Genomic DNA, 16,225 nt, shown 5'->3' with positions numbered 1-16,225 from the left:
AAATGAACGCCACATCATTCTCTCCCCTTCACGTTAACACTAAGTAAAGGAACACCTGAATCAAACCAGGTACGGTCGCCCAATCCCTGGTCTTACGCAGGCTTAACAAACCCAGTGGCGTCGCCTAACGACACCTGGCTTCGAAAACGCGCCCATTGTGATCGCGATAGCGGCAATATTGAACACCGTTACGGGTTTGGGCGACGCCTACGAGCGTTCCAGCAGCCGCGCCGATCGCCGCACCTGTAAGCGCTCCACGAGCATTGCCTCCTATGGCGCCGCCAGCGAGGGCTCCCACGGCCGCCCCACCGACACCGTATCCTGCAGTTCTACGTTCATCAGTTGTACAAGCTGTCAATGTTAACGCGATCATCGAAGTAATAAGCACACCATGTAAGGTCGTCTTCATTTAAGCCTCCTCCGAAATTCGGTGAACAATTCCCAATCGTAACACAAGTCGATGCACGTGACATCAACGATTTTTGAACATTAACCTCGACAGTATAGAGAACTACAAACCAGAGCGGTAATCCGCAAATAAATCGAACCTTGCAGGCAAAGATCAAAAGTAGCTGAACCATCTTCGCGCAGAAGCGAGAATTGACGATCTCTCAGCCGCTATAATTTGCAAGTTTCTTTCTTGCGATGCCAGACCATAAGATTGCGGGGCTCAATTTGCAAAAGCGATTGGAACACAGTGGACAGTCCAGGATTAATTCACTTCAAAGAAGAACGAGGACCGCCGGAGGCTTTCTGGACTTCATGCGCGAGGTGTATGGAACAGTGCATGCTGTTACTTCATTGACCAAGGATCAGCTTAATGATTTGCCTGAACACACCGATTATACCGTGTGCCTGGCCTGGAGAATAGAAATGGTCACAGGCAAACACGAATGTTATCGGCATAGGTAGAAAAAAGATGTTTCCTCAAATCATTCCTGGAAACAGGATCATTCTTCTTTCAGATGCCCCAATAATGGGGTTGCCGCTATTCGATTAAATGCGTTTTGCCAATAGCTTAGGCCAATTGCTTTTAGTTCTATCCTTCCGGAACCTACACGGCTTCGCGGACGTAGTGAGATGCACCAACCTGGGTCATCGGCAAGTGGATAGGCACGAAGTTGGGAGGTCGAACAGCACTTGGGATTTCGTCAGACATCAATTCTCTTCCCAACGGGCGTTGAGCTGGATCCGCGACCGGGACGGTGGAGAGAAGCTTACGTGTGTAGGGGTGTTGCGGATTATTGAAGACAGATCGTCGATCTCCAATCTCGACAATTTCGCCCAAGTACATGACTGCCACTCGATGGGCAATACGTTCGACTACCGCCATATCGTGACTTATGAACAGGATCGCAATTCCCATCTCTCGTTGAAGGTCCATGAGCAGATTGATGACTTGAGCCTGCACAGTAACATCAAGCGAAGCGACTGCCTCGTCAGCTATGATTAGCCTTGGATTGAGTGCCAGAGCCCGAGCGATGCAGATGCGTTGGCGTTGTCCACCAGAAAACGCGTGTGGATAGCGTTCGAGATACTCAGGCGGGAGATGGACTTTTTGCAATAAATCGGCTGCTCGTTTTCGCAGTTCTGCAGTATGTCCCGCGCGATGAACTCGCATAGGATCCATTAAGGCCTGACCAATGGTCATCCGTGGATTAAGCGAGGAAAAAGGGTCTTGAAACACCATCTGCGCCTCGCGGCGAAAACGCGATAAAACATTCCTCGGCGCTCCAACTAGCTCGTTACCGGCGTAGCGGATCGATCCAGACTTTGGCTTATCCAGTTGCATGATGCTGCGCGCAACAGTTGACTTCCCACAACCGGATTCTCCGACCAAGGCAAGGGTTTCCCCCGCGAAAATATCAAACGAGGCATTCTCTACCGCGTGAACCCGGCCTGTGACACGTCCGAGCATTCCGCCCCTTAGGTCAAAGCGCGTAACAAGATCACGAACTTCAATAAGCGGGGTTCTTTCGGGATTGGAATGCGCCATAGTGCTCATAAATGTCCTCCGGCTGTGATCGAGTCATCCTCGTAAACAAGAAGTGGGAATTTTTCTGGCCCGTCTTTATCCGCCATACTCCCAAGTCGGGGGACAGCGGAGATCAGTGCCTTGGTGTAGAAATGCTGCGGGCTGTTGAAAATATCGCTGACAGGCCCGGTCTCAACGATTTCTCCCCGAAGCATCACACAAACGCGATCCGCAATCTCCGCAACGACCCCCATATCATGGGTAATGAACAACACGGCCATGCCAATCTCACCCTGGAGCGCACGTACCAAATCGAGGATTTGAGCCTGAATCGTTACATCAAGTGCCGTCGTAGGTTCATCAAGGATCATCAGTGATGGCTTGCAGGCCAGTGCCATCGCAATCATGACACGCTGGCGCATACCTCCTGAAAGCTGGTGCGGATACTGTTCAAGCCGTCGCTCCGCGTCAGGGACGCGTACCAGTTTCAAGACATTGAGCGCTATTTCCCTTGCTTGCCGAGCAGTTTTGTTTTGGTGCTTAATGACTGCTTCTGAAATCTGGTCTGCTACAGTAAAAACCGGATTGAGACTGGACATAGGATCTTGAAAAACTATAGAAAATTCAGAACCGCGTAGCTCTTCGATTTTTTTATTTGAAAGCTTCGCTAGATCGACAACCGACTGATCCTTTAACCGCATTAATAGGCGGCCGCCTGTTATCTTGGCTCCATCGAATTCAGTCAGCCGCATGATCGTCATCGCCGTCACCGATTTTCCTGAACCGGATTCACCGACGAGCGCAACTGTCTCGCCCAGCCCGATCTGCAATGATACACCCTTGACCGCTCGGACGGGATTTGCGGCATTCGGCGCAAAACACACTTCCAAGTTTTCAACCGACAAAATGACATTATCTGGAAGGGTCAGGTTACTTTTTGATGCTTGTGTCAAAACGGTTTCCCCTGGCGATTTGCTCGCACTTGTCGATATCTAACGCGCACCGTGCATCTTCTGTCAACATGGCGATACCCGCACCATCGTCAATATCAGCAGTTGAAACGATGACTTCTTGACGATTAAGCGCCACTATTCCTTCCCCAGAGGCGGTTAGGTTGATCCTTATGCAAAGTTTGCATTACCCCTTCTGTTTACGCATGACCTTTTATCAGCGTAACCCGATAGAAGGGCTGACCGGTCCACGCAAACCCTTACTAATTTCTGACAAATGATTCCAAAAGGCCTCCGCGTCCCCATTTCGCGTGCCTGCACGGCGAAAGATTCTGATTTCCATCTCCAGCGACATGTGTTGACCGCCTATTTGAACGAGTTCCTTTCTGCTGATCGCTTTTTGTGCGCTGATCTGCGGCAGCCAAGCTATCCCGTGACCCGCGATTGCCATTTGTTTGAGACTAACAGCCAGCGATGACTGATATACCGTATTCAAATTAAGCGGTTGTCGCCGGCGTGACTGTATGAGCGATATAAGTTTGCCCAGGTAGCCATCGTTCCACGAATAGGAAAGATAAGGAATACGTGCACCTTCCGGCACATCGACATCATACAATGGCCTGCCGTCAGCGTCGGTGCCGGAAACCAAAATCAGGCGGTCCTTCCCGATCTGCAATGATTCAAACGGACCGGCCTCAAGCACTGGAGGGCCATCGGGATGGTCATAAATAATAGCAAAATTGCATTTTCCCGACGATAAATGCTCAATGCATTCCAGAAAATCAGCAGTATGCATACTGCTGCGTATGGGTTGATCAACTGGTTGAGCTCGCACAATCCAATCAGGAAAGAAATAGATCGCCAACGTATGAAAGGCCGCAAATGTGAGCAGCTGCGAACTTGCGCCAGCTACGTTCCGACAGTCGGTTCGTAACCTATACATGTCGCGGACCAGTTCCTGACACCGCGGTACAAACATGTTGCCAACAGTTGTTAGATGGACTGGATATGTGCTTCGATCGAGCAATTCTGCACCGACCCAAGCTTCAAGCGACCTGATACGACGACTAAACGCCGGTTGCGAGATGTTGCGCGAGGCAGCCGCAGTGGAAAAGTTTCGCGTTGCCACAATTTCCAGGAAGTCTTCGAGCCAAGCCAGCTCCATCTGAACCTCATGCGTTATTTGCATAGTTCATTCTAACTACGCATTGGACAGCGGTGCAAGAGTGCACCTAGCCTGAAGAAAAAATAAAAGAAGATCATTAGGTCCAACAAGGGGAATACATCGATGAAGCTTGCCTTGGCTCTGGCCGTTTCCTGCGGCCTTGGTCTGGCAACAGCGCCTGCTGTTGCTCAGACCAAAAATCCCGGAACTTTTGTCTTTCTGTGGACTGACGATGTTCAATCGTTTGATCCCGCCTACATAGCAAACACACCCAGTTCCTATGGTGTCTTGAATGTCTATAGCAGGCTCCTCAACTACAATGGTTCCCAGATTTCCGAGTTCGTTCCTTCTATTTCAAGTGAAGTCCCGACGCTCGAAAACGGCTTGATCAAGACAAATGACGATGGGTCAATCAGCTACACTTTCCCGATCCGCAAAGATATTCACGCGCACAAAGTTGGTATAAAGGGCGACGACGGTAAAATCGTCTGGCAGAGCTTCGATGGCCTGACCAACGAACAAAAGACAAAGATCGAGCCTGGATATGGCGAAATAACACCTGAAGACATACGATATTCCCTGCTTCGAGCAATCCTAATGGGCCAGTCATGGATGTCAAACGCCATCACAGAGGTTGTGACTGCAGGAAAATATCCCGACGTCACTAAGTGGGTGGAGACGGAGGGTAATGTTAAGAACATTAGTGAGGCAAGCCCGGAAGCACTGCGTAAAGTCTACGACCAACTCGCTTCTCAAATAACAGTTGAAGGCGACAACGTAATCCTGAAGCTTCCAAAGCCTTTTCCAGCTACGCTGGGCGTCCTAGCGCTGCCATTCGGAGCATCAATTGTCGATAAAGAATGGGTCGCATCCGTCGGTGGATGGGATGGCGATGGCGATACCTGGAAGAAATATTATCGGCCGGAACTAGGAGATGATCCACTCTTTGCTCAGGAAAATGGCACTGGACCATTCATGCTGGAGGAGTGGGATCGCACTGACCGCAGGATCACGCTGAAGCGCTTTGACAATTACTTCATGGGCCCAGCTAAGCTCGAACGGGTGGTGATGCGCACTGTACCTGAATGGACAACGCGGCGCCTTCAACTACTTTCTGGCGATGCAGACTTCGTAACCGCCCCCGTCGAGTTTTTGGATGAACTTGGTAAAACAGAGGGTGTAAAAGTCGTTGACGGACTGCCAAAAGTCTTTGGCCGCGGTCTTTATTTCGCTTGGCCGCTCGAAACCACAGATAATCCTGCAATCGGTAGTGGCAAACTCGATGGAAACGGTATTCCAGAAGATTTTTTTGCTGACATAGATGTGCGCAAGGGCTTTAACTATGCCCAGAACTACGATGCACTTCTAAAACAGGTCCTTCTCAATAAAACGGTGCAGTCGCGCGGGCCGTCGGTACGTGGGATCATGGGCTACCGGGACGATTCACCAATTTATAACTACGATCCTAAGAAAGCTGCAGAACACTTCAAAAAGGCTTTCGATGGTAAGCTTTGGGAAAATGGTTTTACTTTCACCGCCTATGTGCAGGAAGGTACTCCACAAGGGACCGCGGCCCTGTCTGCGCTGCAGCAAGGTCTTCAGCGTATCAATCCGAAGTTCAAGATGAAGATTCAATCTCTTCCTTGGGCGTCAATTTCCGACAAACTCAACAATCGCGAGAAACCCGCTTCACCGCTCACTTATATGGGATGGGGACCAGACTACTCGGATCCGGGCGGTCCGCTGGGTGCCGCGACCTACTACCTCTCGCCAACCGGTCTTGTAGGAGGAATGCTTGGAGATGGCTATCGTCAACTGATGACAGAGAAGTTCAAGCCATTGCTCGACGAAGCATGGGCTTCAAGCGATCCTGCCGTCCGCGAACCGATTTATGCCAAATTGCAAGCCATGTCACATGACTACGCAACAACCCAGTTTCTCTGGGAAGACTTCGGCTACATCGTAACTCGTAGCAACATCGACGGTTACGTCCACAACATGATCCTCTATGGCGCTTGGGATTTCTACCCGGTGACCAAGGCTGACTAAGCCTCGCTGACACATGCCGGGCGCAACATCGCCCGGCCCCCTCTCAGTTTCAAGCGCAAGAGGTTCCGGTGTGCTGAATTACGCATTACGGCGGCTGCTAACCCTCCCTATCGTTCTCTTCGCCTTATCGCTTATGCTATTCGCATTGCAGATGTCTTTGTCGCCAACACAACGCTTGGCCGCCTACGCTCCTTCCCCCGATTTTCTGAAAGGTGGACAAGAGAGCATTCGGCGGATGATAGAACAATATGGCCTCAGTGATCCGTTCCATGTCCAATATGGTAGATGGATAGGTAATATTCTGACCGGTAACCTGGGATGGTCCGAAACCGCTCGACAGCCTGTTGCGCACGCCCTAGCTTCATTGCTTCCTGCAACACTGGAGCTCGTTGTTCTCGCATTTATTCCCAGCTTCCTTCTCGCTATCTTTCTTGGATCACGAGCAGGCATCTATTTAAACAAGTGGCCTGATCATGTCATACGGGTCTTCACGATCCTGGGTTGGTCATTTCCTGTGTATGTTTTTGGTCTACTCATGCTGTTAATTTTTTATTCGGCGCTCGACTGGTTTCCGCCTGGCCGATTAAGCCAGTGGGCGCAGGCAGCAGTTATGTCGCCTGAATTCACAAGATACACGGGCGCCAATTCGGTAGATGCTATTCTCAATGGAAATTTTCAAATTCTTTGGGACTCTCTTCGGCATCTCGCCGCGCCTGTCATTACGCTGACATATGTCAACCTCGCAAGCATGACACGCGTCATGCGCACATCCATGCTTGAAACGCTGCGCCAGGATTATGTACGCACTGCGCGTGCAAAAGGCATGTCCCGGCGCGTTGTCGAACTTAAACACGCGCGTCGCAATGCTCTTCTTCCGGTAACGACCATCGCCGGAATGGAATTCGCAACGATGATGGGCGGCGTCGTCATAACTGAAACTATCTTCGATTATGCTGGGCTTGGGCAGTTCGCCGCAAAATCGGCTGCCAATCTGGACTTCCCAGCAATCCTAGGGTTCAGCCTCTATTTTGCGATCGTGCTCGTCCTCATGAACTTGATCGTCGACTTGATCTACCCGCTGCTCGATCCAAGGGTTAAAACGCGATGAAAGTGCTTCGATATCTGCTCCGCAATCCTGTCTCACTGATAGGGGTACTTATCTTGGTGGGCTTTGCACTCATTGCACTGTTTGCACCTGTACTGGCACCTCCTCAAGAATTTCAGATGTCCGTCTACGATACACCCAGAGCCGGTTTCTTGGCCACGCCGCAACCTCCCTCAGAGGAAGCGCTCTTCGGCACCACGGAAGGTCAATACGATATTTATTATGCAGTGGTATGGGGAACACGAACCGCGTTCAAAATTGGCCTTGGCGTTGTCGCAATATCGGTCATCATTGGCACGATAATCGGCTCCACCGCGGCCTATTATGGCGGAGCAGTTGACGAAGTATTGATGCGAATAGTCGACGTTTTCATGGCGGTTCCGTTTCTCATAGCAGCAATGGTTCTCACTGCCCTGCTTGGAAAAGGTATAGGGCCTATCACCATCGCGCTCACGACTTTCGGATGGATGGGTTATGCGCGGGTTATACGTAGCGAAATTCTGCGTATTAGAGAGATGGATTATATCCACGCTGCACGAAGCTATGGCGCTGGCGACTTCCGCCTCATAGCGCGCCATATCCTGCCCAATGCGTTTTTCCCTGTGCTTGTGCTTGCGACAATGGCGACAGGTTCTATGGTCCTCTCAGCATCGGCGTTGAGCTTTCTGGGAGTTGGCACTGAAGAAGGCTATGCCGATTGGGGCCAATTTATTGCTTATTCGCGCAACTGGATTGTCGGACAACCGGGAAATCCATTTCAGTACTGGTACACGCTGGTCTTTCCGGGAGCAGCCATTTTTCTATTCGTTTTATCTTGGAACCTCGTAGGCGATGCACTGCGCGATGTTCTAGACCCCCGTCACACAAACTGAATCTGTGGAGGATTGCTGTGTTTACGCTTTCAAGTTCGTCGATCAACCTGTTTGAGAGCCTCATCCGTCACGAGGTGATAGACAAAGCGATACCGTCGATTTCCTACGCCTTAGTCGATCGTGCGGGATTGTTGGCACAGGGTCACGTTCAACACCCCGATAGTCGTTTCGACATGAATAATCGTACTTGCTTTCGTATCGGTTCGATAACCAAAACATTCACAGCGGTTGCAATCATGCAACTCGCGGAGAAGGGGCTGGTGGACCTCGACGTTGACGTTTCAGAATATATTCCGGGCTTTCAACCTGTTAATCCGTTCGTTGGACGCGAAAGCGGCCCATATGGTTCGCATGTCAGCCTGCGCAAGCTGATGAGCCACACAGCTGGCATCGTCCGTGAACCAAAAAGTGGACATTACCTAGATTCCCAGAAGCCACCGCTGGCCGACACTGTGGCTGAGTTAGCAACGTCAACTCTCAAACAGGATCCAAGCGCGGGTACCATGCATTATTCGAATGCAGGCATTGCCGTCGTTGGCCTGGTGATTGAAAAGGTGTCACGTAAAAGCTACGCAGACTATATCACAGAAAACATCCTCGCTCCTCTCAATATGAAGGAAACCTCCTCTGGAATGGCAGAAGGAATTCGAGAGCGGTTGGCACCAGCGGCAATGTGGACCCTTGAAGGCGACAGCCCTGCGCCGGTCTTTAGTCTGGGTGGCTCCCCGGCGGGCAATATTTTCTCGACAAATCACGACATGGCCCATTATGCACAGTGTCTACTGAGAGGTGGCTTTGCAGAAGACGGACGCTCTATCATAAGCCCTGCATCCTTACGAGAAATGTGGACACCGATTGGAAAACGTCCCAGCAACCACGACAAAACATTGAATGGATATGGACTTTGTTTCGGCGTCGGCGACATGGATGGCTGGACCTCAGTTGGACATGGAGGCGCGGTTTACGGTTACGCATCTCAAATGACGTTACTTCCAGGATCGGGTGTTGGCGCACTTATTTTTGCAACGCTTGATTTCGCCAACCAAATCTCCTCACGTTTGGCGAATGATGGGCTTCGACTGGCGCTTTCTGAGATGAAAATGGGAAAGCGGCCCGGCGGGCCGAGAATCCCTCCCGTCATCTCAGATCAGCAGCTCAATAGCCTTCCTGGACACTTTCAACATGTCGAAAGTGGAGAAGTGGTTGAGGTCAAGCAAAAAGCGGGAAAACTCTATTTGATGGGAGAAGGTGTTCCGCTGCAAATTCGCCCGACATCTGGTAAGGGCTTCGTCGTTGATGGTCGAATTTACGGACGCGGAGCCGATTACCCGCATATGGAACTTTCTTTCGATACATCAGACAATTTGAGCTGGAAGGGACAAAGTTGGAACAGAGTGGAGGACCTGCCTACCGAACAAATCCCTAACGAAATAGCGGCTCACCTCGGAGAATATGGGCCAGATTTCAACATCACATATTTAACTTATAGCCACGGCCAGCTCAAATGTCTGATCGAGTACTTCTGTACACATACATGCGAGCCGGTCGATAGCGGTCGGTTTCGTATGCGCGGCCTCTTATATGAAGAAGAAATTCTTGAACTCGGCGCAACCGACGAGAATGGGCGGCAGGGAATACGCGTAGGTCCGATGTTCCTTGAGCGCCGGGACACAAATCGGCAAGCAGCCTGAAGATCGGCAACCGCAGATGCCAATACCTTTGACAATGGAATCGCCTTTGGGGGCGAGGATGCAAATTGGTGGTCGTTCGGTAGACTATTTCTGCGGGACTAGCTATTTTTGCCTCCATGGCCACCAGGATGTGATTAACGCCGCCTGCGAGGCTACTCGACAATATGGCCTTGGGGCTGGAACCCTTGCGCGAATGCCGGTCTATGAGGACTTGCATCAACGATTGCGTAAATGGTTTGCAACAGACGATGTCGTCACCCTCATCTCCGGGTATTCCGCACCCGCGGCGCTCCTGCAAGGGTTGCGTGACGACTTCGATGTGGTTTTCGTAGATGAAGGAACACACTACAGCACCCGTGATGCCTTGGCAGCACTCGTAAAACCAATATTCCGATTTCGCCACCTGGATCCAGAAAGCCTGGAATTGACCCTCTCGCGAAATCTGAAGAAAGGCCAGAGAGCACTTATCGCCACCGATGGTGTGTTTCCTTCATCAGGTGCACTCGCGCCACTGTCTGAGTATAGGCATGTGATGAGCGCTTATGGTGATTGTCTTCTCTTCGTAGATGACTCGCACGGCGTCGGTGTACTCGGCCCGACAGGGCAAGGATCACTCGAAATTGCGGAACTTGGACAACGCGGGAACTATGTTGCCGGGACACTTAGCAAAGCTTTTGGATCACTTGGCGGTTTTCTACCTGTAGATAATTCTGTTGCCCAGAAAGTTCGAGAGAAGGCCATGATCTTGCGCGGTGCATCGCTTCCTCCGCCCAGTGCCGCCGCGGCAGCAATCGCCGCCATGCAGATTTTGGAAACGCAGCCGATTATGCGGGCAAACCTGGCTCGTAATGTGCGGCACATACGACACGGCCTGCGTCAGCTTGGTTTTGCAATAGACGAAAGTCCTGTTCCGATAATTTCAGTCCGTGGGGACATCGATATGGAGCATCTAAGGAGTGAGCTCGCGCGGAGGGACATCATTGTCAAAATTACGCCGCCTCGCGGCTATTCCGACGCACCAGACGCACCTACCCTCCGATTAGCTGTTTTCTCCCAACACACAACACATCAGATCGACAATCTGCTTTCCCAGATGCGTTCGGTTTTATGAAGCAAGGATACAAATCATGAAAATATTCATCAGTGCTGATATCGAAGGCACAGCCGGCATCACAAATTGGGACGAGGCGCGAAAAGGGCATGCAGACTATGAGGAATTCCGGGAATATATGACGGATGAACTGGTAGCTGCTTGTGAGGGCGCTCGCGCCGCCGGCGCTACTGAGATCGTCGTTAAAGACGCCCATTCGACGGCACGCAACTTGATCCTCAGTAAGCTTCCCGCCTATGTCCGGGTCGTCCGCGGATGGAGTGGGCATCCCGATGCAATGATGTTCGGGATCAACGAAACTTTTAATGCAGCTCTCTACACCGGCTATCACAACAAGGCAGGTACCGACACGAACCCTTTGGCACACACACTGACCGGTACAGTGTCAAGAATGCTGATCAACGGAGAAGTCGCATCTGAATTCACCTTGAATTCCCTATGTGCTGCAAACTATGGGGTGGCGTCGGCATTTCTATCCGGTGACAGTGGCATGTGTGAGGAAGCTGAGCATTTTGTACCCGGCGTTATGACTGTCGCAACAAGCCAAGGATATGGACCTGCTACGTCCTCTTTGTCACCGCAAGCATCAGTTATTGCTATCAGGGAACGCGTGGAAGATGCGCTATCTCGCGATTTTTCGAAATCTTTTCCTGCCCTTGCGGAGCAGTATGAATTGATTGTGGAGTACACCAATCCGATCGATGCCTTCAAGGGAAGTTGGTATCCTGGCGTTTCATGTCCGGCTCCTCGAACGTTACGTTATGAAGCTCGAAGTTTCTTCGAGATTCAACGCGCTATTCGTTTTATTGTATGATTACAACACTCATCAAGAAGCGGCAAATCTATTCAATTCTCAAAGGCACCAAGACATAACACTTGGAGATGCGGCGAACGCACCGCAAAGGGCCTGCAATCGCTCGGTTCTTGGAAATAAACAGAAGTGACCGCCCGCAGGGCGATCACTTTATTTCAGTTCTGTCTTGGATTCTTGGCAAGAACCACGCGAACAGTCCGAAAACCGGCAGGTAAGAACACAACATATATACGGTTTCGACACCATATTTATCTGCTAGCATTCCGAGGAGTGCAGCTGCTATCCCACCAAGACCGAAATTCAAACCATAAAACAAACCGCCGATCAGTCCAATGCGGTTCGGCATCAGTTCCATCGCATAAATGAGGATCGATGCGAATGCGCTCGCCATGATAAGATTTATAAAAACTGTTAGGATTCCGGTCCAGTAAAGATCGACATAGGGAAGCAGCAGTGTAAGGGGCAACGGCCCCAGTACTGAAATCCATATAATTCTGTAACGACCAATGCGATCTCCCACAATTCCACCAATTAAGGCGCCTGCCGCTGAAGAGATCAAAAAAATAAACAACATCATCTGAGACGCGGGAATGGAAAGCCCAAACTTTTCCATCAGATAGAACGTATAGAAAGAGCGGAAGCTTTCTCCATAAGCGTTCTTCGTAAACATAAGAAAAGTCAGAACGATCAGCCCTGTCGCTATTGTCGCAACCGGGTAGTGTGGTGACGAACCACCGGCTTTTCCGTTTGTCCCTATCGCGGTGAATGCGGCGCGAATTTCGCTCTGCTTGCTGCCGATCCAGCAAAGCAGCGTCATTGCAAGCAATGCAACGACCGAAAACGCGGCAAGGCTCGGCTGTCCCCACGGAACAATGATTAAGGCCGCAAGAACAGGTCCAAGCGCGCCACCTGCTTGTCCACCAACCTGAAAAATGCCTTGCGCTAAACCCTGACGTCCGCCAGCAGCGTAACGAGCCATCCGTGTAGCTTCTGGGTGAAAAATTGACGATCCGATGCCAATTAATGCAACCGAAACAAGAATAACTGCATACCCATGCGCAAACGCTAAGCTTACAAGCCCAGTCAGGGTAAAAATCATGCCTATAACAGGCGAATACGGAGCGGGCCTTTTGTCGGTGATCATTCCAATCACGGGCTGAAGTAAAGACCCCGCTATCTGGAACGTCAGCGTAATCATGCCAATCTGAACAAAATCAAGGGAATAAGCATCTTTGATTATTGGATAAGAGGCAGCAATCAATGACTGCATCAAATCGTTCAACAGATGTGTGAGGCCCAAGACCAATAGCACTGCAATATATACCTTCGGTCGAACACCGACGGTATTTGGTGATGAAATGTTCATGGTCCCCTCGAACAAAAAGGCAGTCGACTCTATTTAGATCAACATCCCCCATGTGTCGACCGAGATCTATGGCCGTATAATCTTCTTGTCTAACCCCGCGCACAGTAAAGCATTGGGTTCTTCCGAGGAATGGAACATCAGTCGACACCTTTGGGTACTCTACACAGAAGTTGGTCTCAGTTTCAGCCGCAACATATGCAGGGATTTCCAAGCGCGCTCTACATAAATCGCTGACACAAGAGAACGGGCGTAACGCTAACCTCCCCCAGGAGTTGCAATCGCCGAGATCGTTGAAGAAATAGCATCACATCAAGATCACCTCACCGAGCCGTGCAGCGAAGCAAAACGCCGCGCTGAAACTATGCTGTTGCCTCGAAGGCCATGAATTGATTGGCGACTAGTGCAGGAATTTAACCATGTCGCTGGTCAAGATGGCTGAAATACTTAGAGGGCGTTGTACCCAATGCCTTCTTGAACATCGTTATGAAGGCAGAAACCGACTCATAGCCAAGGTCCCCCGACACTTGTTGCACGGATGCACCTGACGCTAAGATCCTCAATGCCACAATTAGTTGCAATTGTTGACGCCAGCGTCCAAATGTAAGGCCAGTCTCATGCTGAACCAACCGGGCGAGCGAATTTTCACTCATTGCCATACGCGCTGCCCATTGCTGTATTGTACTGCGATCCGAAGGGTCGGCAGCCAAGGCCGTGGCGATGCGACCGAGTTTTGGTTCATCGGTCAATGGCAGATGAAGCTCCTCTATTGGCATTCTCGAAAGTGCCGATAGAAGTAATGTGGTAAGCACTTCTTCATTCTCCCGCGCAATTTCTAGTCACTGCACAAGTCTAAGTGCCAAGAATACCGATTCCGCGTCATCAATCTTAGTAGAGATTGGCCTGAACGCGTTTGCAATCAACTAGAAGTCAGCAACTTTTCCCCAAACGCTGCGGCTCAGACGAGCTGGATGGTAAGGGCTTGGTTCAACAATGGGTTGGCGCCCGATAATGATATCAGCAATCATATGACCGGCGCCGGGGCCTATACCAAAACCATGACCGCTGAACCCGGCTGCGAGAATGAACCCGGGAATGCTGTCGATCTCACCAATTGCGGGGACACCATCCGGCGTGCTGTCGATATATCCCGCCCAACGATTAGCAATCAGTATTTTCGACAGCTCCGGTAAGAGCTCACAAGCCCTGCGGTACGTAAGCTCGATCTGATTGTCATCTGGTTTAGGATTGAGAATGCGGTTTCTCTCCATCGGAGTGATTTCGTCCAACCGCCATTTCTTTAATGTCTCGTGTCCTGCACGCCATCCCTGGAAGCCGCCAGGCGCAAGACTGCGCCAGCGTCGCGCAAACATCGGGATAAATTCACGACTGAAACGAAGTTGCTGCGGTGTTGTGTCTACGCGCGCGCGTCCGCTAATCGCAAGGGTGTAGCCACCGTCAAAACGGCGTGTCAGTGAGACTTGCGAAGTGTGCAAGGCTTTTGGCAAGCCAACCGCACCCGGTGAAACGGATAAAATCGAAGCACGAACAGCAGCTTGCGGGAAACGAACACCGAGTTGATGGCAAAACGAAGATGCCCAGGCACCACCGGCCATTACCACTGTTTTTGTACGAATAGTTCCAGCTTCGGTAACGACAGCACTGACCCGACCGCCGCTAAGTTCCAGACCGCGTGCCGCACAATGCTGATGCACGGATCCACCAGCCGCTATTATCGCCTTCGCGACAATCGGAACGGCACGGGAAGGATCGGCAACACCATCGGTAGGAGAGAAAACGCCACCTCGCCACGTCTGCCCGGTCGCCTTACCCCGTTCAGATGCTTCTGAGCCACTGAGCATATGCGTGGTCACACCAACTGACGCGGCAAAATCCCTCCATCGTGCCCAACCAGAAATTTCCGCCTCGTCCTGGGAAAGGTAAAGAAGCCCGCAGCGTCGAAACCCTGCATCTTCGCCTGTTTCTTCCGCAAGCTTGTCCCACAACTCCAGGCTTTTAGTCGCCATTGGCAGTTCCCGCGCATCTCGATTTTGTTGCCGACACCAACCCCAATTTCGGCTCGATTGCTCAGCAGCGACCCGTCCTTTTTCGAGCAAAGCTACCTTCACCCCAGCACGGGCAAGGTAGTAAGCCGTGAAGACGCCTACAACGCCGCCGCCTATAACGACAACGTCGGCCTCTTTCGGCAAGGTCGGGCTGGATTCAATATGCATTAGCGGTGCGGACATCGGCAGGCTCCAGTGTTTGGACTATCTTAAAGCGCCCGCGCGCCACACGCAGGTTGGAGTTTGCATTTACACAGAATTTCCTATGGTTTGCTGGCGGTTCAGCAGGCGATTATTGCGCCAAATATCTCTAAGCACTGTCTCATCACTGAATGATGCATTCCGCAAAGGCTCGGATTGCAGCTTTCGGAGAAAAAGATAATATTCCCAGATCAATATACCGAATAAGTGGTTCTGCTATGAAACTTGATAAGATCGACATTAAAATTCTATCCGAAATGCAAAAGAATGGGCGGATTACCAATGTCGAACTTGCTGAACTCGTCAATCTATCGCCAAGCCCATGTTTGATGCGTGTAAAGAAGCTTCAGTCTGAGGGCTATATCACAGGATATTCAGCACAAATCAACGTCTCAAAATTGGGCCAGACGTTGACCGTATTTACCGAAATAACGCTCAAGAACCACCGCCAGATTGATTTCGCGCGTTTCCTTTCAACGGTAGAAAAGATCGATTCCGTGATAGAGTGCCACCTGGTTTCCGGTGGATATGATTATCTTATGAAGTTCGTAACCGCGGGCATTGTCGAATACCAGACGATCATGGAGCGATTGATCGATATGGACGTCGGTATCGATAAATATTTCAGCTTCGTCGTGCTAAAATCACCAATCGTGAAAGCTCATCTCCCGCTCGATATAATGTTCACCGAATAGAAATTGCGACTACTGGATCAATCCCCGTTAAACTCTTTGAACAGCACCGGCTCCTGTTTGAGGTTATCGAGCCAGTTGGTATCGAGTTTTGGGACGGACGAGAACAGCAGCCTTGAATAAGGATGGCTCGCCTCGCCTCCCATCATGTCGGGACGCAGCTGCTCGACT

The 16,225-nt window shown here is 50.8% G+C and carries 12 protein-coding genes and 3 pseudogenes; 8 read left to right on the top strand and 7 right to left on the bottom strand.

From position 1 onward, the window contains the following. Positions 1–124: 124 nt before the first annotated feature. On the bottom strand, positions 125–409 hold the full coding sequence (locus QSJ70_RS16905; protein ID WP_285538067.1) for a YMGG-like glycine zipper-containing protein: 285 nt from the start codon (positions 407–409) through the stop codon (positions 125–127). Positions 410–753: 344 nt separating this feature from the next. Between QSJ70_RS16905 and QSJ70_RS16900 the strand changes: the two are divergent. Beyond that, positions 754–837: pseudogene (locus QSJ70_RS16900) on the top strand (PRC-barrel domain containing protein); the annotation flags it as partial. A gap of 217 nt (positions 838–1,054) precedes the next feature. Here QSJ70_RS16900 and QSJ70_RS27765 read toward each other — a convergent pair. From QSJ70_RS27765 to QSJ70_RS16880, 3 genes and pseudogenes are all read right to left on the bottom strand, one after another. Continuing rightward, positions 1,055–2,904 (bottom strand): annotated as a pseudogene (locus QSJ70_RS27765) (ABC transporter ATP-binding protein). A gap of 1 nt (position 2,905) precedes the next feature. Continuing rightward, positions 2,906–3,064 carry a hypothetical protein gene (locus tag QSJ70_RS16885; protein ID WP_285538062.1) on the bottom strand — a complete coding sequence of 53 codons (159 nt, stop codon included), beginning with the start codon at positions 3,062–3,064 and terminating at the stop codon, positions 2,906–2,908. Positions 3,065–3,142: 78 nt separating this feature from the next. Beyond that, the gene (locus QSJ70_RS16880; RefSeq protein ID WP_252349296.1) at positions 3,143–4,090 is read right to left on the bottom strand and encodes a LysR substrate-binding domain-containing protein; all 948 of its coding nucleotides are present in this window, start codon (positions 4,088–4,090) and stop codon (positions 3,143–3,145) included. 123 nt (positions 4,091–4,213) lie between these two features. Between QSJ70_RS16880 and QSJ70_RS16875 the strand changes: the two genes are divergently transcribed. The 6 genes from QSJ70_RS16875 to QSJ70_RS16850 all read left to right on the top strand — a co-directional run bounded on the left by QSJ70_RS16875 (position 4,214) and on the right by QSJ70_RS16850 (position 11,732). After that, positions 4,214–6,139: an ABC transporter substrate-binding protein gene (locus QSJ70_RS16875; protein ID WP_285538060.1), complete on the top strand. Its 1,926-nt coding sequence runs from the start codon at positions 4,214–4,216 to the stop codon at positions 6,137–6,139. 235 nt (positions 6,140–6,374) lie between these two features. Continuing rightward, positions 6,375–7,247, top strand: a complete 873-nt coding sequence (locus QSJ70_RS16870; RefSeq protein ID WP_285538059.1) for an ABC transporter permease — start codon at positions 6,375–6,377, stop codon at positions 7,245–7,247. Further along, positions 7,244–8,116 carry an ABC transporter permease gene (locus QSJ70_RS16865; protein WP_285538058.1) on the top strand — a complete coding sequence of 291 codons (873 nt, stop codon included), beginning with the start codon at positions 7,244–7,246 and terminating at the stop codon, positions 8,114–8,116. The genes QSJ70_RS16870 and QSJ70_RS16865 overlap by 4 nt, the downstream gene beginning before the upstream one ends. 17 nt (positions 8,117–8,133) lie before the next feature. Next, positions 8,134–9,807 carry a serine hydrolase domain-containing protein gene (locus tag QSJ70_RS16860; RefSeq protein WP_285538057.1) on the top strand — a complete coding sequence of 558 codons (1,674 nt, stop codon included), beginning with the start codon at positions 8,134–8,136 and terminating at the stop codon, positions 9,805–9,807. Positions 9,808–9,865: 58 nt separating this feature from the next. Further along, a complete protein-coding gene (locus QSJ70_RS16855) occupies positions 9,866–10,918 on the top strand; it encodes an aminotransferase class I/II-fold pyridoxal phosphate-dependent enzyme (RefSeq protein ID WP_285538056.1) in 1,053 nt (350 codons plus the stop codon). Positions 10,919–10,934: 16 nt separating this feature from the next. Further along, a complete protein-coding gene (locus QSJ70_RS16850) occupies positions 10,935–11,732 on the top strand; it encodes a M55 family metallopeptidase (RefSeq protein ID WP_285538054.1) in 798 nt (265 codons plus the stop codon). 145 nt (positions 11,733–11,877) lie between these two features. On the opposite strand, the gene QSJ70_RS16845 is transcribed toward QSJ70_RS16850, so the two are convergent. From QSJ70_RS16845 to QSJ70_RS16835, 3 genes and pseudogenes are all read right to left on the bottom strand, one after another. Further along, positions 11,878–13,098 carry an MFS transporter gene (locus QSJ70_RS16845; RefSeq protein ID WP_215781548.1) on the bottom strand — a complete coding sequence of 407 codons (1,221 nt, stop codon included), beginning with the start codon at positions 13,096–13,098 and terminating at the stop codon, positions 11,878–11,880. 410 nt (positions 13,099–13,508) lie between these two features. Further along, a pseudogene (locus QSJ70_RS16840) lies at positions 13,509–13,910 on the bottom strand (helix-turn-helix domain-containing protein); the annotation flags it as partial. A gap of 108 nt (positions 13,911–14,018) precedes the next feature. After that, complete coding sequence (locus QSJ70_RS16835) at positions 14,019–15,344, bottom strand: NAD(P)/FAD-dependent oxidoreductase (RefSeq protein ID WP_285538052.1); 1,326 nt, start codon at positions 15,342–15,344, stop codon at positions 14,019–14,021. A 236-nt stretch (positions 15,345–15,580) separates the two neighbouring features. On the opposite strand from QSJ70_RS16835, the gene QSJ70_RS16830 reads away from it, so the two are divergent. Beyond that, positions 15,581–16,057 carry an Lrp/AsnC family transcriptional regulator gene (locus QSJ70_RS16830; RefSeq protein ID WP_215781545.1) on the top strand — a complete coding sequence of 159 codons (477 nt, stop codon included), beginning with the start codon at positions 15,581–15,583 and terminating at the stop codon, positions 16,055–16,057. Positions 16,058–16,225: the final 168 nt, after the last annotated feature.

The organism is Brucella sp. NBRC 12950 (assembly GCF_030268145.1).
Lineage (GTDB): Bacteria > Pseudomonadota > Alphaproteobacteria > Rhizobiales > Rhizobiaceae > Brucella.
Note: the sequence above shows the minus strand (reverse complement) of the source record. Positions and strands in the feature narration are given on the sequence as shown.

Coding starts and splice junctions, on each gene's coding strand:
- QSJ70_RS16905 (WP_285538067.1), bottom strand. CDS start 409: ATGAAGACGACCTTACATGGTGTGCTTATTACTTCGATGATCGCGTTA.
- QSJ70_RS16880 (WP_252349296.1), bottom strand. CDS start 4,090: ATGGAGCTGGCTTGGCTCGAAGACTTCCTGGAAATTGTGGCAACGCGA.
- QSJ70_RS16875 (WP_285538060.1), top strand. CDS start 4,214: ATGAAGCTTGCCTTGGCTCTGGCCGTTTCCTGCGGCCTTGGTCTGGCA.
- QSJ70_RS16870 (WP_285538059.1), top strand. CDS start 6,375: ATGATAGAACAATATGGCCTCAGTGATCCGTTCCATGTCCAATATGGT.
- QSJ70_RS16865 (WP_285538058.1), top strand. CDS start 7,244: ATGAAAGTGCTTCGATATCTGCTCCGCAATCCTGTCTCACTGATAGGG.
- QSJ70_RS16855 (WP_285538056.1), top strand. CDS start 9,866: ATGCAAATTGGTGGTCGTTCGGTAGACTATTTCTGCGGGACTAGCTAT.
- QSJ70_RS16850 (WP_285538054.1), top strand. CDS start 10,935: ATGAAAATATTCATCAGTGCTGATATCGAAGGCACAGCCGGCATCACA.
- QSJ70_RS16845 (WP_215781548.1), bottom strand. CDS start 13,098: ATGAACATTTCATCACCAAATACCGTCGGTGTTCGACCGAAGGTATAT.
- QSJ70_RS16835 (WP_285538052.1), bottom strand. CDS start 15,344: ATGTCCGCACCGCTAATGCATATTGAATCCAGCCCGACCTTGCCGAAA.
- QSJ70_RS16830 (WP_215781545.1), top strand. CDS start 15,581: ATGAAACTTGATAAGATCGACATTAAAATTCTATCCGAAATGCAAAAG.